We start from the raw sequence: 21,779 nt of genomic DNA, 5'->3' as shown, positions 1-21,779 counted from the left end.
TAAACGCAAAACTCAACATTAGTCAGACTCGCAACCTGTACAAGACTATCTTGTCCGATTTTGTAAGCTACGAAGGTAACAAAATTGTTAAAAAAACCGTCACAGTGTGATAAACCTATGGTTCTAGTTTACAAGTGCAGGCACTATCCCCCAACAATCGCTGACTGTAAAGTTAACTTCCGATGAAAACAGTATTACCAGATCGCCAGCAATCCTTAGTGCAATGGGTAAGCCAAGCAACAGGAATCAACACTTTCGGGGTGAAAGTGCGATTAAGGGGAAATGACCTTCATATTCTTTGTGAAGGTACAGAATGTCCCCAGCGTTGGCGTACTTTGTCTGATTTGCTGCAAGCACTACAGCAAACAAACTTGGATATCCTCACAAGCAACGAACAACCCTCAATATATCAAGTATTTGTCTATGGCCGGAGAAAAGGGGAGCAGCGCCCCAAATGGTGCCATCGGGTTTACTTGAATCAAATAGAAAAGCATCTGGAGCAGGTGCAGCAAGCACTGCTAGTAGACTCGGAAAAATCAAAACAATCGGGTGGGGCGCTGATTGTCTCTAACGAAAGTTTGGCACGCCAAGGTAACCCAGAAGCCATTGCTCGGTATCTTAGTGAGACCTTAAGTATATTAGGCGTATCAGTACGAGTAAAGATTAAGCCATATAAGTCAAAGAACTCTCAGCCGGAAGAAAATCGCCTATGGATATTTTGCCAGTCGAGCTATAGCCCTGATGCATCGTTGCTTGCTGAACCAATAGCGCAGAAGTTGCGTTATCTCAAGCTTTCCGGCTACCAAGATGCAATAATTGTCTCTCAGGTAAGCGGCGAAACAGCCCCTGATTGGCTGCTGCGGGTGGATTTGACGCCACCAGAGGTGATGCTTAAGGAGTGGGCGCGTTGGGGGGATGTCCAAGCGATCGCTCGATTATTAACTGAGGTATTGTCAAGCTTAAAAGTTGCTATCCAAACTTCTGTTAAAGAATCAACCCTACATATCTTTTGTACCCCAGCTTTTGATCCCTTAGGAACTGCCCCAATCCCCGACAAGGTAGTGTGCTTAGAGGCGATTTTACCTCAGCTAGAAGCGATCGCTCCCCAAGGCATTCTTGCCGCTACCGTATACGGACAAAAAGCAGGCGACAATCAACCCACTTGGATTGATTGGCTGGCTTTACCCGCTGCAAAGCATTCCGTCTTTGCCACATCGCCGCTAGATTTGGCGAATACTGGCGATCAACCAGCGATCATTTTTTTACTGGAGCGCTTACTCAATCCTGACCTGGATTGGCGGCTATTGACAGGTGGAATTCGCGTCCTCCTGCTGAACAAAAATGATTTATTGCACATCATGTGTGATGCACCTGTTTGTCCAGGGCGTCAACAAGTAGCAAACAAAGTTACGGAGTTTATCCGCCAGTTAAAAATTCCCGGTATTATGGGGGTACGTGTCTACGGTCGCCGGGCTGGGAATAAAGAACCTTTTTGGAGCTATGGCGTTGATCTTGAGCATCGCCAACGTTTAGTCCCAGAAGCAACCCCAGAATTTGCTGCTACTTCTAAATACGTTAGCGATCTGGTAACCTCTGAGACTAATGAACCAATTTTGCGCCCCAACTTAACCACAGAAGAAGTTCAAAGTTTTGTCACAGAAGTAGCGCGAGATTGGATGGTGACGGCGAGTGCAACAGCGAAAAAATTCCTGTTGAAAAGCCAGCTATTTACTGAAAGCCAGCAGTCAGCGGAACATAAACCTGATGTTCAAGGACTTAAGATTGCTCTAGTTTGGGGGACACTGGGATTATTACTTACCCTCCAAACTGATTGGATGTTGGGTCAAATTATTGCCCGGACTACGCTGACGCCAAAAGTCGCTAGTGTCTTGCCTTCATCATCTTCTGGGCAAAAGGCATCTTTGACAACTGGGAAAACTCAGAGTCAGAAAACGACATTTTTTACCAGCACTTCCAAGATAAAATCTCCTCCAAATCAAAGTTCTGTATTTAATGCTTCTGAATTTACTCAAAGTGATGATCCCCCGACAAAGAATTTGGCAGCCGCACCACTGAAGGAAAAGGCAACTGCAACAGCTATTCTTTTAGCAGCGCGATCGCAGATGCCAAGTTTCAATGTCAGGCAGTTAGACGAGCAACTAGCACTGTATAAACAGCGTTTGGCTAGAACTGGTAGTCCGCCAAATGTGTTGATTATTGGCTCCTCCCGCGCCCTCAGGGGAATAGATCCGGCAGCACTTTCTAAAGCTTTAGCGACTCAGGGCTATCCAAATCTTGACGTGTTTAACTTTGGGATCAACGGTGCTACCGCACAAGTTGTAGACTTTGTGATTCGCCACGTACTGGAACCATCAGAACTGCCTAAAATAATTATCTGGGCAGATGGGGCGCGTGCTTTTAACGGTGGACGTGAGGATATTACCTTTAAATCCATCGCTGCATCAGCTGGTTATAAACAAGCATTCCAAAAAGCGCCAACAACTGCCAATAGCAATGATTCGCCCGAAAATCAGGTAAGTTCGGGAGAACAAAAGATAAAAGAAGAAAAACAGGAGATTAGCACCTATGAAGCTGTCAATCATTCGTTAAATCAGGCTCTAGCATCTCTTTCTGCTAGCTACCAAAACCGCGACCAAATTAAAAGTTTACTACAAAAACAACTGCTCATGCTTGGTCGCAATCAGACAGTTACATCACAAAAACAGCTAACAGATGGTACTTCAGATGAAAGTACTTCCCAGCAAGCAGTTGATTTTGATGGCTTTCTACCTTTGTCTATTCGTTTCAATCCTGCTAGATACTATCAAAAACATTCTAGAGTTCCCGGAAATTACGACAACGACTATAAATCTTTCCAAGTAGAAGGAGAGCAAGATGCTGCCTTTCAAGAAGTACTTCAGTTTACCCAGTCTCAGAAAATTTCCTTAGTGTTTGTCAACATGCCTCTCACGGAAGATTATTTAGATCCAGTGCGTACACAATATGAGCAAGAATTTCAGCAATATATGTTGCATTTGGCTACTAATCCCAACTTTATTTATCGTGATTTGAGCCAACAGTGGTCAAAAGCAAATGACTACTTTTCTGATCCCAGCCACCTCAACCGCTTTGGAGCATACGAAGTCTCCAAAAAGCTGGCTAATGATCCAATGATTCCTTGGCCAGCGAAGTAGGGAGGTGAGAGGGCAGGGGGGGAAATAACCAAATGCCCAATGCCCAATAGCCCAATGCCCAATGCCCAATGCCCAATGCCCAATGCCCAATGCCCAATGCCCAATGCCCAATGCCCAATGCCCAATGCCCAATATCCAATACAACTCTTGGAGAGGCTGCGCCAACTACACCGGCTCCATCGAGCGACTTGTGCTGAGCGCAGTCGAAGCAAGTCGAGATGCCCAATGCCCAATGCCCAATGCCCCATAACAAATAACAAATGAACTTTATATCAATTTTTTATGGGCTGTTCTTGCTGAGTGTGTTAGGAATTTACTGGTCTTTAGCACAACAGAAATTGCGATTGTGGACGCTGCTAATTGCCAGTTTAGTTTTTTATGCATCTTTGCACATCCAGTACATCCCATTACTATTAGCATTGACGTTTATTAATTTCCGTGTGGGGCTGGAGATTGGGAAAAACACATCACCAGGAAAACATTCTCTTGACTGGCAAATTTCTAATGAAGAGTGGCAATTTGCCCAAGGTGATTGGAATCGTCGTCGTCTAAAACTTTTGTGGCTGGGGATAACTCTAAATGTTTTACTGTTATTAGCCTTTAAGTATTTTACTCCTTTATTCAAGTTTGTTTTTCATGTGCAAACAAATTCACCAGATAGCACTTTTAAATTGATTGCACCCTTGGGAATTTCATTTTTTACCTTTGAATGCATTGCTTATTTAATAGATGTCTATCGTGGTGCTCCTGCGACTGAGCAGTTTCTCAAATTTGCCACCTACAAATTATTCTTCGCCAAACTGATTTCCGGCCCGATTACGCGCTACCACAACTTAGCAAATCAATTCAATACCCTAGCCTTCCCCAGTGCCGATAGAGTATCTGAGGCGCTGTGGTTAATTGCTAGGGGCGCAGTCAAAAAAGGTATTTTGGCAGACCACCTGGGAATTTTCGTTGATTTATGTTTTGGTAATTTACAACGGGCGGGTAGTACCGATCTCTGGTTAGCTACATTCGCCTACGGCTTGCAATTATATCTAGATTTCAACGGTTACGTAGACATTGCCCGTGGTAGTGCTTTGCTTTTCGGCTTGGTTCTGCCTGAGAATTTTGACTTTCCCTACTTCAGCACCAATATTGGAGAATTTTGGCGGCGCTGGCATATGACTCTAGGAGATTGGCTACGTAACTATGTCTACTTTCCTTTGGGTGGTTCGCGTCGAGGTTTAGTCCGTACCTGCTGGAATTTATTTATTGTGATGCTAATCGCTGGTATCTGGCACGGTGCTGCCTTGGGTTATGTAGTTTGGGGTATATTCCACGGGTTAGCCTTGGTGGTTCATCGACTTACAGATACGATGAGCCATCGCTTTGAAAATCTAGAACAATTTTGGCAAAATCCTCTGGGTATCTTTGTCGCTTGGTTATTAACCCAACTGATGGTTTTTACCTCTTGGATCTGGTTCCGCTTACCTAATCTCCAAGACTCTTCTTTGGTAATTCGACATCTTTGGGGTTATCCAGCTGACGCCCAGTTTGCTGAAAAGGTCTATGTAGAAGCCTTAAATATGAGCCAATACCAACTCACTTGGGTACTTCTAGCTTTAGCTGCCCTTATGGCTGTAGTCTATGCCTTCAACCGGATGCTGAAGTTAGAGTTTAATTGGCCCCTTAAACTTGTCTTCGTCCCCCTATGTTTCTACGCTGTTTGGTTATTAGCTCCTGAAGGCAGTTTGCCCTACATCTACTTTGATTTTTAAGTTTCTACAATCAATAGAAACATAAGACAATCTACAACTTATTATTTCGTGACAAATCAACAAAACTTAAAATTTTTTCAACAGATTATTTGTAAAGGAATGTAAAGACAATTAACTAGGCGATCACATCATTGAAAGTTATAGCTAGGTTAGTGTTGAAATCGCTTACAAAGCCTCAATCCATTACTTTTATCACTATTATTTATATTAGGAAATTCGATGAGATTGTTAAAGAATATTAAGCCACAGATCGGATCAAAGTAAATTCATCTAGACTGAAATTTAATAGGCGAAAATGAGTTCGCTTGTTCCATATTTAACAACCCATAGCACTTATAAAACCATGACCACAACCTTACAACGGCGCTCTGACGCTAACGTATGGGATCGCTTTTGCGAGTGGATCACCAGCACTGACAACCGTATTTATGTCGGTTGGTTCGGTGTATTGATGATTCCAACCCTGCTAGCTGCTACCACCTGCTTCGTAATTGCCTTCATCGCTGCTCCTCCTGTAGACATTGATGGTATCCGCGAACCAGTTGCAGGCTCTTTGATCTACGGAAACAACATCATTTCTGGTGCAGTTGTTCCTTCTTCAAACGCCATCGGCCTGCACTTCTACCCAATCTGGGAAGCTGCTTCCTTAGATGAGTGGTTGTACAACGGTGGTCCTTACCAATTGGTAGTTTTCCACTTCTTGATCGGTTGCGCTACCTACCTGGGTCGTCAGTGGGAACTTTCTTACCGTTTAGGTATGCGTCCTTGGATCTGCGTAGCTTACAGCGCACCTTTGGCTTCCGCTACCGCAGTATTCTTGATCTACCCCATCGGTCAAGGTTCTTTCTCTGATGGTATGCCTTTGGGTATCTCTGGAACCTTCAACTTCATGATTGTGTTCCAAGCAGAACATAACATCTTGATGCACCCCTTCCACATGTTAGGTGTGGCTGGTGTATTCGGCGGTTCCTTGTTCTCTGCAATGCACGGTTCTCTAGTAACTTCTTCCTTGGTGCGTGAAACCACCGAAACCGAATCATTAAACTACGGTTACAAGTTCGGTCAAGAAGAAGAAACCTACAACATCGTTGCAGCCCACGGCTACTTCGGTCGTTTAATTTTCCAATACGCATCATTCCAAAACAGCCGTCAATTGCACTTCTTGCTCGCAGCTTGGCCTGTCATTGGTATCTGGTTTACCGCTTTGGGTATCAGCACAATGGCGTTCAACTTGAACGGTTTCAACTTCAACCAGTCAATCATTGACTCTCAAGGTCGCGTCATCAGCACCTGGGCAGACGTAATCAACCGCGCTAACTTGGGTATGGAAGTAATGCACGAGCGCAATGCTCACAACTTCCCCCTAGACTTAGCTACTGGTGAAGTTACTCCTGTAGCAATGACGGCTCCTGCTATCAACGGTTAATTCTAAAGATTAGCTAAATAAGAAGCGCCCTCCAGAAATGGGGGGCGCTTTTTAGTTGTAATTACCTTAAAAGGGACTGTTTAATAAATTCTGTAGGAGATTTTGTCCGATAACGATGCTTCCACATCAGAAAACCAGTAATAAATAAAATCAACGGTGCAAATCCGACAAACATCTAGAAAATACGGGATGGAAGTCCCCAGAAAGTGCCATAGTGCAAATCGTTAAAGGAATTCAATATGCGATCGCCTAATGAAGCAGTCGCCATCGTAGACACCTGAACCTTACCACTATGCTGGTCAAAAGAAACATCCCCAAGATCAAAGCTAAACCCAAAACTGTCTTCTGGTTTATCTGGAAAGGAGATCAACCCAAGTGATGCATTGGGTAAGGCAGCTTGAGCGATTTTTAACTGGTCTTTTAGTCCTTGCGGCAACTTAGCTGCAATGGGCATAGATACTGCTGGATTCTGCTGAGGGTTGCTGAAGGTGATAGCGTAGATCATCGGGTTGACAAATTCAGAGAAATTCCAGCAAAACCCCGTGAAAAAGGTAAAGACTAAAAATACACCTGTAATTACACCAGCCACTTTGTGAACATCAAAGTTCACTCGCTTGGGGTGGGCGTTCCACTTAATTTTGAAGCCAGCAATCAACTTGCGCCAACCAGGCCATAGGATAATGCCTGTAATGCTCAAGATTGTGAACAGCAATCCAACAATGCCCACAAACTTGGTGCCAATATCACCACTTAAAAGCGTGTAATGGAGTGGATAGATAATGTCCAAAAATATCTTTTGGAGCAAGCTTGGCTGGGAGTTGGGGTTGAGGATTACCCCTGTATAGGGGTTGACGTAGATTGGCAGCCAATCACTTTCTTTGGTTTTGAGGATAACCTTTATTGACTGATCTGGTTTTGTGGGCGGGTAATACCGTTGAATAGTTGCATCTGGTTGGTTGGCATAGGCTTTTTTGACAGTGTTAACAACAGTTTCGATGGGTAGTTGTTCCCCTTGAGAAGCGATCGCACCAGTTTCATCACTCCACACACCCAACCAGATTTTTCACAACAGAGTCGATTATTTGAGAATTATTTTTAAATAACTCTGTTTAAGAGAATACCGAAATTTGAGCGAGCGCATAGATACTGAAACCGGATTTTTTAAGACGGAATCGGGATGTATTTTTTGCTATAAATATTTTTGCTGACGATATTCTTTAGGAGTGATAACAAATTGCCGCTTAAATAGATACTTAAAATGACCTATACTCTCGTACCCTACTTGAGAAGCAATTTCTGCAACTGTGAAATTAGTGTCTCGCAGTAGCCGTTGTGCTTGCTCTAGCCGCAAAGATTGCACATATCCCAACACTGTAGTCCCAAAAACTTCTCTAAATCCCCGCTTGAGCTTAAAGTCATTGAGTCCGATTTCTTTGGCTAGATTTAATAGAGAGGGTGGATTGTGGAGCGTTTGATTTAAAATAGCTTTGGCGTGATATAAACGTTGAATTTCATTGGGACGGAAATAAAGCGATCGCCCTTAATATATAGCAATCCTAAATCACTCGTGAAAAGTTAGATCCCCGACTTCTCTAAGAAGTCGGGGATCTGGACACCACAAATTTGAACGAAATCAGATAGGATTGCTATATTACATCTGTGCGATGACTGATGGTTTCTGCTGCGATCGCGCCAGCAACTTTGTGAAGATCAAAGTTAACCCGCTTGGGATGAGCATTCCACTTAATTTTGAAGCCGGAAATTAACCGACGCCAATCCGGCCACTGTTCTTGTGAAAAAGTCGATATGGAAATTAGTCTGAATCAGCATAAGGATGGAATTAAAACTCCACAGAAATTGTGCCCTGTAAGGTAAATGGTGCTTGGGGGAAGATAAGAGGCCAATTGGTTTCGTAATATCTGACATTAAAGATATTCTTGAAATTAAGTGCAGCTCGCCAATTATCACGTTTATAAGAAATGACAGCATCAGTTCTGACATAAGAAGGAAGGGTGATAATCGGGTCAAAGTAATCATTAACCCTATCGCCCACATAAAATATACCTCCTCCAAAACTTAAGCCTTTCAAACTACCCTTTTGAATCTCGTAGGTTGTCCACAGACTTGCACCCTGACTAGGAATAGCTGGCAAAGCCCCGCCTATGATTGTCGGATTGCTGTCTTTGCTAGTATAGGTATCATTGAGATACGCAGAAGCAATGACTTTCCAACCAGGTGAGATTTCTCCGGCAATATCGAATTCAATTCCTCGGCTTTTGACTTCTCCCAAAGCGATTGAGTATTGAGGATTATCAGGGTCTGTGGTGGGGATGTTTGTTTTGGCAATGTCATAGGCTGCTAGTGATGTTATCAGCCGTCCATCAAAAAGTTCAGCTTTGACACCAACTTCATACCCTGTTCCACGAGAAGGTTCTATTTGCGTCAGGTCTGCTTTTTGAGTTCCTAAGTTGGGTGTAAAGGAGCGACTATAGCTGGCGTACAGCGAAATCGGTTCGATGGGTTGATAAACAATGCCTACACGCGGGGAAAAAGCCCCAGAGTCAGAACTGGACTTTTGCGGTTCGCCAGGGATAGTGATATCAGAAATACTTTCACTGCTTGTGCTAACAAAGTCATATCTGCCACCTACAAGCAACTTGAGATTTGGCAGCAATGTCACTTGGTCTTGCAAGGCAATTCCGACAGTATCAGTGTTACTGTTACTATGCGACGTAATAACCGCAGGGAAGGGGAAGCCATAGGTGGGATTGTAAATGTCTATCGACGGATATCCCTCATCAGTACCAAAGCCTATATCATCACCAAAACTTGGTTTCCATTCCAATCCTGCTAACAGTTGATGCTCAATAGAACCAGTTTTAAATTTAGCAATTAAATCAGTTTGCAGAGCCAGGTTGGTGGAATTAGAATCACCACCGTAGAAGCCTCGCAATATTGTTCGACCATCTTCGGCAAAAGCATATTCATTGACCACAGTACTGTAATAATGTTCAAACTTTGCCTCAAACCGACTCCTGAGCCGGAGATGATCATTAAACTGATGGTTGAGCGTTAAATCGATTTGATGGCTTTCAGTGTCTTGATCGGCATTGTTGTAATCATTTAAAGAAAGATTGATCGGCAGATTAAACGATCTAGGGTCGTTAGCAAAGCCGCGATCAAAGTTGGAGTTAAAGTTTTGATACTCATAGGCGAAATCCAGGGTTGTTGTATCGCTGATTTTGTAAGTAAACGCAGGAGAGATAAAGAAAACCTTGTTGAAAACGAAATCCCGAAAGCTATCGGAATCCTCGTAAGAAACATTCAACCGATACAACAACTTTTTATCCGTTGTCAGCGGCCCAGACAAATCAATCGCCCCATTGTAATAGTTGTAGCTTCCAGCAGTGAAATTAGCAGCATAATAGGGGTTGCTCAAAGGTTTTTTCGTGACATAATTGATCACTCCACCCGGTTCCACCTCTCCATATAGCACTGAAGCCGGACCTTTGAGTACCTCTACCTGCTCAATATTGGTGGCATTGGTGAAGATAGACCCAGTGGTAAATCCATCTTTTAAAGCGTTGCCAGAAAAACCACGAATGTTGACACCGTTTTCGGAATTGCCATAGCCTGTTCCAAAGCTTGTACCAGACACATTACGAACAGCATCATTAATCCGCGTGATTCCCTGATCTTTGATTACCTGCTGAGGAACTACCTGAATCGATTGGGGAATATCACGTAAAGGTGTATCAGTCCTGGTTGCAGTTGATGCTTATGGCACAGTGTATCCATCTTGTTCGCCCGTTACTACAAGTTCAATCGGCTCATCACCCTGTGTTGATGGTTGACTTGGCTGTGTCTGAGTTTCTGGCTGATTTGGTGGCTGAGTTGGTTGCGTTTGAGGTTGCTGCGCTCTGGATCTGGATGCAGCAGTCGCAACAGAGAAGATGATACCTTCATCTGGACTATCAAACAACTCAACAATTGGTACACCTGCTTCCCCCGTGACACTCACCCGGATAGTATTGGCATCAAAGTTTGTTACTGTTATTTCACTAACCCCTGTAATTGGTTTTTGGGAGCGGTATGTGAATGCCTCGCCATTAGGTAAACGCAGTTGGGCATTGGGAATATCAGCAATAAAGTTATTGCCAGAAGAGCGATTCACTACTTGCAATTATTGCCCTTTATTAGTCTGTAAAATCACCTCCACACCCGAAGAGGTGGGATTTGCCTTGACTGAAGTCACTTGTATAACTTCACCCTCCTGATTTTGGGCTGGCGGGTTCTGCTGTTCTATCTGAGCGAACCATTCTTTTACTATTCTTGCAGAACGCTTTAGTTCTTGTACACTTTGAATTTCAGTTACTTGCTTCGCCTGATTTGGTTGTATGACTACAGTAATAAAAAAGCAGGAAATAAACAGCGATGTCCACGACGGGCTACGCCTACGCAACAGTTTCATAACTCCACACACCTAATAGTATTTCTTAAAACAAAGCTGATTATTTGAGAATTAATTTATATAACTCTGCTTAGGAGAATAATCATCTTTGTGCTTGCGTTTGCGATACCACCGCCTACAAGCAACTTCAGATTGGGCAGCAATGTTACCTGGTCTTGTAGATAAATTCCTTTGGTGTTGGTTGTGTTATTAGACTGGCTATAAATGCGCTCAGGCAGTGGAACATTATAGTTTGGCTCAAAAATATCTATCGAAGGGAAATCACTAGTAAAGCCTTTGCTATCTTGAGTATTCCGGTTCCAGTCCACACCTAACAGCAGTTGATGAGCGATCGCACCCGTGTTGAATTTACCAATCAAGTTGGTTTGCAGAGCTAAGGTTTGTGTAAAAGTCGGATCATCACCATACTGCGTTCGAGTCAGTGTTCGACCATCCTCTAAAAGTCCAATATCGTTATTAGTAACTTTGCTACTTCCCTCATCAAATTGCCACGAAAATCTATTCCTGAGCCGCCAATTTTCACTAAACTGGTGATTCAGTGTTAGCTCGAAACGATTGCTGTAAGAATTTTGATAATCATCAGGTTGAAACAAATTGCGATTTCTAGGCAATGTTAAAAAGATTGCTTCTGGTCGAAAGCCCCGGTCGAACCCTTGTTGAGAATCAAGATATTCATAGGCGAAATCAAGGGTTGTCGCATCACTAATCTTATAAGTAAAAACCGGAGAAATATAGAAAATTTCGTTTCCAATGTAATCCCGATAGCTGCCAGAATTTTCATAGGAAACATTCAAACGATACAATAACCTTTTATCGGTGATCAGCGGCCCAGACAGGTCGATTGCAGGATTGTAGTAATCGAAGCTACCAGCCGTGAAACTAGCAGAGTAATAGGGGGTACTCAGAGGTTTTTTTGTCACATAATTTACAATACCACCCGGCTCCAACTGTCCATACAGCACGGAAGCGGGGCCTTTCAGAACCTCCACCTGTTCAATGTTGGCACCATTAGCAGGAAGTAAACCATTAAATCCATCTACCAAGGTACCACCGGAAAAACCACGAATATTGACATCACCGAAACTATTGCCATAGCCCGATACGGCTGCTACACCAGACACATTGCGAGTTGCATCCACAATCCTCGTGATTCCCTGATCCTTGATTACCTGCTGGGGAATCACCTGAATCGACTGGGGAATATCACGTAAAGGTGTATCAGTCCTAGTTGCAGTTGATGCTTCTGGTACAGTGTATCCATCTTGTTCGCCCGTCACTACAAGTTCAATCGGCTCATCACTCTCTGCTAAGGGTTGACTAGGCTGTGGCTGAGTTTCTGACTGATTTGGTTGCGTTTGAGATTGTTGCTGCGGCTGTGTGGAGGGTACAGCACTCGCCACAGAGAAGATAATACCCTCATCCGGACTATTAAATAACTCAACAGTTGGTACACCTGTTTCCCCCGTCACACTCACGCGGATAGTCTGAGCATCAAAGTTTGTTACCGTGATCTCACTAATACCTGCAATTGGCGAAGTTGAGCGGAATGTGAATGCATCACCGTTGGGTAAACGCAGTTGGGCATTGGGAATGTCAGCAATAAAGTTATTGCCAGAAGAACTATTCACTACTTGTAATTGTTGCCCAATGGAAGTCTGTAAAATCACCTCCACACCCTTGGATGTGGGGTTTGCCTTGACTGAAGTCACTTGTATAATTTCAGCTGACTGACTTTGGGCTGGTGGGTTCTGCTGCTCTATTTGAGCAAACCATTCTTTGACTGTTCTTGCAGAACGGTCTAGTTCTTGTACACTTTGAATTTCAGTTACTTGCTTTGCCTGAGTTGGTTGTATAACCACAGCAATAAAAAACCAGGAAATAAACAGTGATCGCAACGGTTTCATAACTTTACACACTCAACCGGATTTCTCAAAACAGAGTCGATACTTGAGAATTATTTTATGTAACTCTGTTTATGAGAATACGAAATTCAGGTAAGCGTAAATATCTGAAACCGGATTTTTTTTTATCGGAATCGGGATGTCCCTTTTACTACAAGCCTTTTGGCTGACGATATTCTCTAGGAGTCATGCCAAATTGCCGCTTAAACAGATAGCTAAAATGACTCGTACTTTCGTATCCCACTTGATAAGCAATTTGTGCGATCAGCAAATTAGTGCCTCGGAGTAGCTGTTTTGCCTGCTCTAGCCGCAGGGATTGCACATATCCCAATACGGTAGTCCCAAACACTTCTCGAAATCCGCGTTTGAGCTTAAAGTCATTGAGTCCGATTTCTTTGGCTAAATTTAGTAGAGAAGGTGGATGTGGCAGCCTTTGATTTAAAATAGCTTTGGCGTGATGCAAACGTTCAATTTCATCGGCACGGAAATAAAGCGATCGCTGCAATAGGTGATGATTTTCCCCCCATTGTGCAATCTGAAGTGTCAGTAGTTCTAGCACTTTTGCTTCTAAATACATTTGTCTAAGTTTTTCTCGAAACGGACACTGCAATATTTGTTTGAGTACTAACCACATTGCAGGTGTGGTTGCTTCTAACGGCTGATGGAAGCGCTCTTTTATTGGATTTTCTCTCAACTGCTCAAGCAAAGTAGGCAACTGTTCAAAGCTTCCCTGGAAACTGTCAAGTAAATCAGGATACCAATAAATACTGATACACTCAGTGCGTTTGTTTGCATTAAAATGTTCAAACTCCCGAACATCAGGCAAGCAAAATAAGTAGTTATAACCTGCAACTTCTTCATAATCGTCACTGACTCCGGGCACATTTGGTGTAACAGTTCTGACACCACTAGACAGAAAAAATTTAGATGTCAGCAAAGGCGAGTCATCGTGTTTTTGCTCAAAAATTACTGGTTGAGAATACTCATTGTTATGAATTCCTAGCCCAAGATTATGGCGAAGCTCAGTCCAGTGAAAGCTGTATTTACCAAACCAAGTAGACAATTGTTCTTTTCCTTCATAGTCATTAAACAACTGCACATCCTGGCAAAATTCCCCAAAGTCTTCTGTCCCAGTTAGACGAATGGTCATGGTAATACTCTCATTCTCAACTACTTATTGAGAAATAGTATCCATTAGTAGGGATAGTAATGTCTACAGCAAGCCCTACGGGTGACGCTCCTGCGTCGCTCTAAGCAAACGCGAACAGCGTCTGGTTGACGCCATTCGGGAGAGGTTAAATGTAAAATCACTTTTGTCAATTAGTAATCATGCTGGAAATTTGCTGAGATTATGAGTAGTAAATTAATCCTTGTACTGAATTTGGAGGCAAGAATAAATGATGCTTTTACGTAAATGCCCTCTGGGCGGCTTGTGGAAGACATCGCGCTCCACTATGTTAGATTCAAGCTACACTCCTGCGGATGAGGAATCAGGTAATGGCGGCTTCTGTGGAACATGGCTTAAATAATAGCGCTTCCATCCCTCCTTTAGAAAGTGGCGATCGCTTAACCCGCCACGAATTCGAGCGTCGTTATACAGCAATGCCCGATAAAAAAGCAGAATTAATTGAAGGAGTTGTCTACGTAGCATCATCACTGCGTTTTAGAAGTCATGGTTTACCTCATGGAAACTTAATTATCTGGTTAGGAAATTACAAAGTTTCCACTCCAGGCGTAGAGCTAGGCGACAATGCTACCGTGCGCTTGGATTTAGACAATGAACCACAACCTGATGTTTTGCTGTTGATAGATAAACCAGCCAGGGGACAGGCACAAATAAGTGAAGATGATTACGTAGAAGGCGCACCGGAATTAGTAGCAGAAGTAGCAGCCAGTAGTGCATCTATTGATTTGTACGACAAAAAACGCGCCTACCGTCGCAACGGAGTGCAGGAATACATCGTCTGGCAAACTTTGGAAAATAAACTCGACTGGTTCTGTTTGCAAAATGGTGAATATTTGCCACTCGTAGCAGATGCAGATGGTGTGATTAAAAGTAGGGTATTTCCAGGTTTGTGGTTAGCTGTCATCTCACTAGTTACAGAAGACATGACGCAAGTTTTAGCAGTCCTGCAACAAGGGTTGAGTTCAAAAGAACACGTTGAGTTTGTGCAGCATTTATCACAACAGTCTAAGATTTGAATTATTAATAAATATAGCAATTCTATTTTATTTGTGAGAATTGAAAGCGACAGACAGATCCCCAATATCTCAAAGATGTCGGGGATCTTGTTTCTAGCGATCGCCTGTTGACTACTAAAATTTCTTTATAACTCCCAGGAAATCGACTCCACCACCGTCAACGGATCACCTGGGAAAACACGTAGCCTGTGGGAAGTCTCAAAATAGTCAACGTCAAACAGATTCCTAACATTGACTGCGGCTCAAAAACCTCCCTGTTTATAGAAGATAGCAGCATCGGTGCGTAAATAACTTGGCACAGTAAACAAGTTGTTTAAGTCTCACTGGCGATCGCCGATGTAAAATAACCCCAAGCTCAAGCCCAACTCTTAAAATTACTAGATTGAATTCTTACTCCCATAACTCCCTACCGCAGGCACTAAAACTCCCACGAAATTGTGCCCAACACCGTTAACGGCGCACCGGGATAGATGATATCTCTTCCCTGGCTGGTTTCGTAATATTTTTCATCAAAAAGATTCTTGATATTGATTGCAGCCTTCCAATTATTGCGTTTGTAATAAAGTGCTGCATCTGTACGGAAGTAGCTGGGCAACACTAAACTGTTATCCAAATCGCCCTGTCTATCGCCCACATAATACAATCCCAATCCAAATCCCAAACCTTGTAAACTCCCACGTTGTATTTCATAGGTTGTCCACAGACTAACAGTATTCTTAGCAACGCTGTCCAACAAATTCCCAACTGGATATTGATTGTCTTTGGTGATTTGGGCATCGGTATAAGCGTAAGCAGCAATAATTTTCCATCCGGTCAGGATTTCGCCAGCGATATCTAGCTCAACGCCCCGACTACGTTGCTCCCCGGTCAGAGTGGAAAAATCAGGATTGTTGGGATCGGTGGTCAAGACGTTAGCTTTTGTGATCTGGTAAGCAGCCAAGGTTGCAGACAGTCGGTTACTCAAATCGGCTTTGACACCCACCTCGTATTGTGTACCTTGGGCAGGATCAAATGTAGAACCATTGACTGAAGTACCAATGTTAGGAACGAAAGAACTGCTATAGCTAGCGTAAAGAGAAATTGCTGGTATCGGCTGGTAGACAAGACCAACCCGAGGGCTAAAGGCTTGGTCAGATTGACTGATGCTAGTTGAGGCAAGTAAATTGTCATTTTTCTGCTCGGTAAAATCGAAACGCCCTCCGACTAGCAGCTTCAAATTATCCAGTAGGGTAATCTGATCTTGAAGATAAATCCCTAATCTATCTGTACGAGTTTGAATCTTTGTAGTAGTTTGTAGAGGAGCGGTAGAGAGAACACTGTTATTGACCGGACTAAAAATATCGATAGGTGACAAAATACCTCTTCTAAAAATCAGCGGACCTTCGCTTCGGTTTAGCTCTATTCCCAAAAGCGGTTGGTGGATAATTGACCCAGTTGCAAACTTTCCTATGACCTCTGTTTGGAGACTGTAGTTGTCAGTTTCAAATTTAGCATTTGTAAAAGTCCTATTAAAGAACCGATCATCGATTAAACTATCTGGCTCTGCCCGGAAATCATTTACCTTGTTTATAGTAATGGAAAGGGCATTGCGAAGCTGCCAATTTTTACTAAACTGATGTTCTAATCTATAGCCAGCTCTGTAAGCTGTGGTTTTAGAATCATTTTCTCCTGGAACCCCTAAGAAGCGACTAATCGGAATTGGGGCAGGTCTGTTACCAATAGCGATGATGCCTCGATCAAATTGGGTATTATTGTTTAAATACTCAAAATCAAGGTTTAATTTTGTGTTGGTGCCGATTTTCCAGGTTAGAGATGGTGCGATGAAGATACGTTCGGTGTCAACAAAGTCACGAAAACTCCCGGAGTTTTGGTAAGCAACATTCAAGCGATATAACAGAGTTTTGTCCGCATTCAGTGGACCAGAGATATCTAAAGTTGGTCGATAAAAACTGTAGCTTCCTACGGTGAAGTAAGCAGCGTAATAAGGTTCACTCAGCGGTTGCTTTGTAACAAGGTTGATAATCCCACCCGGTTCAGCCTGACCAAAAAGCACTGAGGCAGGTCCCTTGAGTACCTCTACCTGTTCCACGTTTGCTATTTCCGATAATGTGAAGAAATTGGCATCGCGGAATCCATTTCTAAAATTTCCATCCTGCGAGAAACCACGAATGATATAGCGAGCAGCTCCTGTACCCCCGTAGTTGCCTGCTTGTGTCACGCCACTTACGTTTTGTAGTGCATCCTGTAGCCGCACTGCTTTTTGGTCTTGTAACACCTGTCGGGGCACTATTTGAATTGAGGCAGGAATGTCACGCAGGGGTGTATCGGTTTTGGTGGCAGTAGAGGCATTTGGTACACAGTATCCATCCTGCTCACCTGTCACCACCAACTCAATCGGCTGATCAGCTTGCGGTGTTGGTGTCTCTGGCTGGGTTTGATTTGTCGGCGTTTCTGGTTGTGTATGCGGTTGTTGTGAAGTCGTTGTAGTTGGTGTCAGCCCAAAAATCAAACCTTCGTCACTGTTAAATAACTCTACTTTTGGGATACTGCCTTCCCCTTTCACTGTTATCCGAATACTGTTTGCATCAATATTTGTTACTATTAACTCAGCAATTCCCGCAAATGGTTTTTCTTGCTGAAAGGAGTTCCCCTGCGGTAAACGTAATTGTGCATTAGGAATCTCGACAATAAAGCTGTTTGCATCACTCTTATTGACAACTTGCAACGCTTCAGCTTTAGATGTTTGTAAAATTACCTCAATCCCCGTGGAAGTTGAATTAACTTTAACGCCGGTAACTTCTATAACTGCAACATTACCTTGTTGCTGCGCTAACAAATCAACTGCACTCGTAGAAAAACCTCTTTGAGTTTGCTTGATACCCTGAAATTCATTTCCCCATGCAGGTTGGATCATTGGTAAAACTAGAGCGATCGCCCACAATTGCCAACTAAAATACCTACAACCCGCAAGTATCCTCTGTAATCTTCTCATAACTAGTACCAATAGACAGATATTCGTAAGTACCTCTTGAAGTCACCTTACGGAGTTTCAATAACTGTGTCTATCTGTAAAGCTGCAATTTTTTGTCACTTCAGCGGCTTTTTCCCAAGTTGACATTCTTTTGGTGTAACCCCAAATTTTTTCTTAAAAGCTTGAGCAAAATAACCTAAATGTGCATAGCCTACAGCATTTGATACTTCTGCTACTTGCATTTTTGTCCCACTTAGCATAATTTTTGCTTGTTCCATACGATAGTCATGCAAATAGCCAAAAACACTAGTCCCAAAAATTTCTTTAAAACCTTGTTGCAACTTCCGTTCTCCTAAATGAACCATCTCTGCTAAATTAAGCAATGAGGGAGGATTATCTACTCGATAGATTAAGATATCTCTAGCATGATAAATTTTCTCAATGTCTGCTGGTTTCAGGTTAACTAATAGGTGAATCGTCTGTTCTTTATACAAAAGTTGATTAAATTGAAGCGCCAGTAGTTCAATGACTTTACTTTCTAAATACATCCTCTTCATCATTCCCTGATAAGGAGCATCTAACATTTGTCGTAAAACAGCAAACATTACCGAAGTGATTTCTCCAACAGTGTGATAAAATCTCAGCGGATATTCATCTTTTAAAAAAGATTGCAACGAGGTAGGTAGAAATTCAAAGTTTTTGCTGAAACTTCTCAGCCACTCAGGAGAAATGTTTATCAATATCTCTAAACAATACTCACCAGTAAAACGCTGCTCAATCTCATCTAATTTTGGTAGATAAAATAAATAATTTCTGCCAACATGCTCTATATAATCATCTGGAATTTCTTTAATTCCTGGAGTAATTGTTCGCAAATTACCTGAAAGATGAAAATGAGACGTTAAAGGACAAGGTTGCTCTATATGATGATTCCACAAGCTTAAATCACGCTCAAAATATTCGTCTATAATATTAAGCCAAAGTCCTGGACGTAGCTCAACATAATAAAATAAACCAGTAGAGAATCTATCTTTGGATTTTACAGCATAGTCAAAACCATTGCATTTATAAAGTTCCTTCTCCGATTTTTCTAGATGTTCTTGAAATTGATTGTTATATTCTTCTAATGTCAGAATTTCCATCAAGATATTTAATCAATAAATTTGACTTGTGAGAAAAGCTAATAAATATTCTTAATAAATAAATTATAAACTGTGTCTGACAAATACGAATCTGAGTGTAGTGATTGGAACTAAAAGTATTACTTTTTTTGAGAAATTGAGGGTAATCATTTTCCCATTCGCGTATTCTCAAGCTTGAGAATAAAACTGGCGATCGCCTGAATATTCACAGATGTAACTAGAGAAATCAGGAGCGATCGCGCATGATAATTCTAGGCGATCGCCTGACTCCAACTTCTGAAAAAAGACCGGCACAAATTTGTTTCCCTTCATCAGGTAAGCAAAATAGCTGGCCCTTTGATTTTTCAAGTCTCTTTCAAGGTCTTTACAGCAGAATTCAAGTATTTGAACCACATCTGTCGTAGGGGCGGAAGGCCTTGCGCCCCAACCGCGTGGTCTATTTACCTGAAAATAGCTGTAATATAAGACTCTAGAGGAATGTCTGCACTACTACTTCCACTCAAGCAGAGGTTTGGAGCCGAGGGCAAGTCAAAAGTCAAAAGTCAAAAGTCACTTGTACTGAGCGTAGCCGAAGTAAAAGTCAAAAGTATGATGGAATAAGCTCTTTAGGGCTTTTCAATAGTCTGCTTATTTACGCCGTGTTGTACTAGTCTAATCATCGTCATGTAGTCTGTTCATGTCTAACCGCGGCAATTTCGGTATAGAAGTAATGCACGAGCGCAATGCTTACAACTTTTCCCTGGATTTGGTTGCTGGTGAGGCAGTACCTGTGGCAACGATCGCGCCTGTAATTCACGCTCTCTGTCTAGAGGGCGGTTTTTTGATGAAGCTATAGTTATACAAATATTTACATAGATAAAATATTAAAAAAATATCTGGTGTATTTGGGTACAATTACTAAATTGTTACTCATTTATATTAGTAAATGCATTGGTATAAATAAAAATAATTATCAAAAATGTAAAGTGAGTAAACTAACTACTGAGGGTTCCCCCTGGAGTTTACATTCTTTGTGTTTCCACTGACTACAAATCTCAGATTTTAGTTTTTGTCTCAATTCAATATAAAATCTAAAACTTAAAATCCAAAATCAACATGGCAAACCTAACTCCTAATTCTAGTTTCAGTTTGACGCTGCGCTTGCAGATTCCCAATCGTGTGGGGATGTTGGCGTCGATAACCCAGGCGATCGCTACCAGTGGTGGTAATCTTGGTCAAATCGATTTAATCGAGCAAACCCGCAAAGAGTCCACCCGCGATCTGACTGTGGATGCTGCTAGTACTGAGCACGCTGAAACCATTGTGCAAGCAGTCAAAGCATTGCCAGATATCAAGTTACTCAGTGTCTACGATCGCACCTTTAATTTGCATCGCGGGGGCAAAATCAGCATTACTAGCAGAATTCCCTTAAGAAGTGTGTCCGATCTAGCAATGGCTTACACGCCCGGAGTGGGTCGAATTTGTACAGCGATCGCTCAAGATCCAGAGGAGGTTTACAAATTAACCATCAAACAAAACACTGTTGCGATTGTTACCGATGGTAGTGCCGTTTTAGGTTTGGGAAATCTTGGCCCAGCAGCATCTCTCCCAGTCATGGAAGGCAAAGCAATGCTGTTCAAGGAATTTGCGGGGCTAGATGCTTTTCCCATTTGTCTCGCCACCCAAGATACAGAAGAGATTATCCAGACAGTTAAGAATATCGCTCCAGTGTTTGGGGGCGTGAATTTAGAGGATATCGCTGCACCTCGCTGCTTTGAAATTGAAAAGAGATTGCGCCAGGAGTTAGATATCCCCGTTTTTCATGATGACCAGCACGGTACAGCAATTGTTACCTTGGCTGCGTTGTTTAATGCCCTAAAGCTGGTAAATAAGTCAATGGCCCAAATCAGGATCGTGATTAACGGTGCTGGAGCGGCTGGAGTGGCGATCGCTCGGTTACTGACTAAAGCTGGGGCAGAAAAAATCTGGATGTGCGACTCTAAAGGGATTATCTCTACTAGTCGCACCGATTTGACAGAAGAAAAACTTGAATTTGCCGTGAAAGCTCAGGGGACGTTAGCGGGTGCAATGCAAGGAGCAGATGTCTTTATTGGTGTCAGCGCACCGGGAGTTTTGACACCAGAAATGGTGCATTCGATGGCGAAAGATGCAATCGTGTTTGCAATGGCAAATCCGATTCCAGAAATTCAGCCAGAATTAATTAGTGAATATGTTGCTGTGATCGCTACAGGTCGCAGTGATTACCCAAATCAAATTAATAACGTCCTCGCTTTTCCTGGGGTATTCCGTGGTGCTTTAGATTGTCGGGCCCAGGCAATTACCACCACAATGTATCTGGAAGCCGCAAGTGCGATCGCCTCCTTAGTCAAGCCTTCAGACTTGGATCGGGAACATATTATTCCTTCAGTCTTTGATGAGCGCGTCGTCACTGCTGTTGCTGCTGCTGTGCAACGTGCAGCGCGTGAAGAAGGTATTGCTCGGAATTAATTAACTAAAAGAATGACTTTTGTGGGATAAGCGTCTCGCCCGTCCCACAGCACATTCTGACCATGCAATCTCCTATAGGGAATTGCCAAAACCAGCAAACCATTTTAGTTACTCCCGATCATTTTATGATTTCGGTTGTGCAACTTGCCTAACAACTTGTTCGTCTTGCTACCTAATTGTTGAAACAATAACATGTCATGATAGTTTATCCTGATTATTTCAAGA

17 protein-coding genes are annotated in these 21,779 nt (G+C 42.6%); 6 read left to right on the top strand and 11 right to left on the bottom strand.

The features are described 5' to 3' along the window. Positions 1-182 precede the first annotated feature (182 nt). Positions 183-3,194 (top strand): DUF1574 family protein, encoded by a 3,012-nt coding sequence (locus V7K49_RS20420; protein WP_335207124.1) that lies wholly within the window; start codon positions 183-185, stop codon positions 3,192-3,194. Here the strand turns inward: V7K49_RS20420 and V7K49_RS20415 are convergent. Beyond that, positions 3,160-3,447, bottom strand: a complete 288-nt coding sequence (locus V7K49_RS20415) for a hypothetical protein (RefSeq protein ID WP_335207123.1) — start codon at positions 3,445-3,447, stop codon at positions 3,160-3,162. The two genes, V7K49_RS20420 and V7K49_RS20415, sit on opposite strands and share 35 nt — an antisense overlap. A 7-nt stretch (positions 3,448-3,454) precedes the next feature. Between V7K49_RS20415 and V7K49_RS20410 the strand changes: the two genes are divergently transcribed. Both V7K49_RS20410 and psbA read left to right on the top strand, forming a co-directional pair. Continuing rightward, the gene (locus V7K49_RS20410; RefSeq protein WP_334873459.1) at positions 3,455-4,954 is read left to right on the top strand and encodes an MBOAT family O-acyltransferase; all 1,500 of its coding nucleotides are present in this window, start codon (positions 3,455-3,457) and stop codon (positions 4,952-4,954) included. A gap of 343 nt (positions 4,955-5,297) precedes the next feature. Continuing rightward, a complete protein-coding gene (gene psbA / locus V7K49_RS20405; protein ID WP_334873457.1) occupies positions 5,298-6,380 on the top strand; it encodes a photosystem II q(b) protein in 1,083 nt (360 codons plus the stop codon). A gap of 175 nt (positions 6,381-6,555) precedes the next feature. Here psbA and V7K49_RS20400 read toward each other — a convergent pair whose 3' ends face one another. The 7 genes from V7K49_RS20400 to V7K49_RS20370 all read right to left on the bottom strand — a co-directional run bounded on the left by V7K49_RS20400 (position 6,556) and on the right by V7K49_RS20370 (position 13,902). Then, the gene (locus tag V7K49_RS20400) at positions 6,556-7,428 is read right to left on the bottom strand and encodes a PepSY-associated TM helix domain-containing protein (protein WP_335207162.1); all 873 of its coding nucleotides are present in this window, start codon (positions 7,426-7,428) and stop codon (positions 6,556-6,558) included. A 141-nt stretch (positions 7,429-7,569) separates the two neighbouring features. Continuing rightward, on the bottom strand, positions 7,570-7,809 hold the full coding sequence (locus V7K49_RS20395; protein ID WP_335207161.1) for a helix-turn-helix transcriptional regulator: 240 nt from the start codon (positions 7,807-7,809) through the stop codon (positions 7,570-7,572). A gap of 411 nt (positions 7,810-8,220) precedes the next feature. Then, complete coding sequence (locus V7K49_RS20390; RefSeq protein ID WP_335207160.1) at positions 8,221-10,119, bottom strand: TonB-dependent siderophore receptor; 1,899 nt, start codon at positions 10,117-10,119, stop codon at positions 8,221-8,223. A gap of 39 nt (positions 10,120-10,158) precedes the next feature. Beyond that, positions 10,159-10,554, bottom strand: coding sequence for an AMIN domain-containing protein (locus tag V7K49_RS20385; RefSeq protein ID WP_335207159.1), 396 nt, complete (start codon positions 10,552-10,554; stop codon positions 10,159-10,161). 9 nt (positions 10,555-10,563) lie between these two features. After that, complete coding sequence (locus V7K49_RS20380) at positions 10,564-10,851, bottom strand: hypothetical protein (protein ID WP_335207122.1); 288 nt, start codon at positions 10,849-10,851, stop codon at positions 10,564-10,566. Between the two features lie 56 nt (positions 10,852-10,907). Continuing rightward, the gene (locus tag V7K49_RS20375; protein ID WP_335207119.1) at positions 10,908-12,755 is read right to left on the bottom strand and encodes a TonB-dependent receptor domain-containing protein; all 1,848 of its coding nucleotides are present in this window, start codon (positions 12,753-12,755) and stop codon (positions 10,908-10,910) included. A gap of 148 nt (positions 12,756-12,903) precedes the next feature. Continuing rightward, complete coding sequence (locus V7K49_RS20370) at positions 12,904-13,902, bottom strand: helix-turn-helix transcriptional regulator (protein WP_335207118.1); 999 nt, start codon at positions 13,900-13,902, stop codon at positions 12,904-12,906. Between the two features lie 347 nt (positions 13,903-14,249). On the opposite strand from V7K49_RS20370, the gene V7K49_RS20365 reads away from it, so the two are divergent. After that, complete coding sequence (locus V7K49_RS20365; protein ID WP_335207117.1) at positions 14,250-14,954, top strand: Uma2 family endonuclease; 705 nt, start codon at positions 14,250-14,252, stop codon at positions 14,952-14,954. A 418-nt stretch (positions 14,955-15,372) separates the two neighbouring features. Here V7K49_RS20365 and V7K49_RS20360 read toward each other — a convergent pair whose 3' ends face one another. The 3 genes from V7K49_RS20360 to V7K49_RS20350 all read right to left on the bottom strand — a co-directional run bounded on the left by V7K49_RS20360 (position 15,373) and on the right by V7K49_RS20350 (position 19,361). Then, positions 15,373-17,946, bottom strand: coding sequence for a TonB-dependent siderophore receptor (locus V7K49_RS20360; RefSeq protein WP_335207116.1), 2,574 nt, complete (start codon positions 17,944-17,946; stop codon positions 15,373-15,375). A gap of 95 nt (positions 17,947-18,041) precedes the next feature. After that, a complete protein-coding gene (locus tag V7K49_RS20355) occupies positions 18,042-19,067 on the bottom strand; it encodes a helix-turn-helix transcriptional regulator (RefSeq protein ID WP_335207115.1) in 1,026 nt (341 codons plus the stop codon). A gap of 168 nt (positions 19,068-19,235) precedes the next feature. Then, positions 19,236-19,361 carry a hypothetical protein gene (locus V7K49_RS20350; protein ID WP_334867084.1) on the bottom strand — a complete coding sequence of 42 codons (126 nt, stop codon included), beginning with the start codon at positions 19,359-19,361 and terminating at the stop codon, positions 19,236-19,238. A 382-nt stretch (positions 19,362-19,743) separates the two neighbouring features. On the opposite strand from V7K49_RS20350, the gene V7K49_RS20345 reads away from it, so the two are divergent. Continuing rightward, entirely contained in the window at positions 19,744-19,902 is a 159-nt protein-coding gene (locus V7K49_RS20345) for a hypothetical protein (protein ID WP_442942256.1), read from the top strand. Between the two features lie 260 nt (positions 19,903-20,162). Further along, on the top strand, positions 20,163-21,554 hold the full coding sequence (locus tag V7K49_RS20340) for a malic enzyme-like NAD(P)-binding protein (protein WP_335072364.1): 1,392 nt from the start codon (positions 20,163-20,165) through the stop codon (positions 21,552-21,554). The last annotated feature ends 225 nt before the right edge of the window (positions 21,555-21,779 follow it).

This window comes from Nostoc sp. (genome assembly GCF_036919675.1).
Taxonomy (GTDB): domain Bacteria; phylum Cyanobacteriota; class Cyanobacteriia; order Cyanobacteriales; family Nostocaceae; genus Nostoc.
The sequence above is the reverse complement of the archived record's forward strand: the minus strand, read 5'-3'. Positions and strand labels throughout refer to the sequence as shown.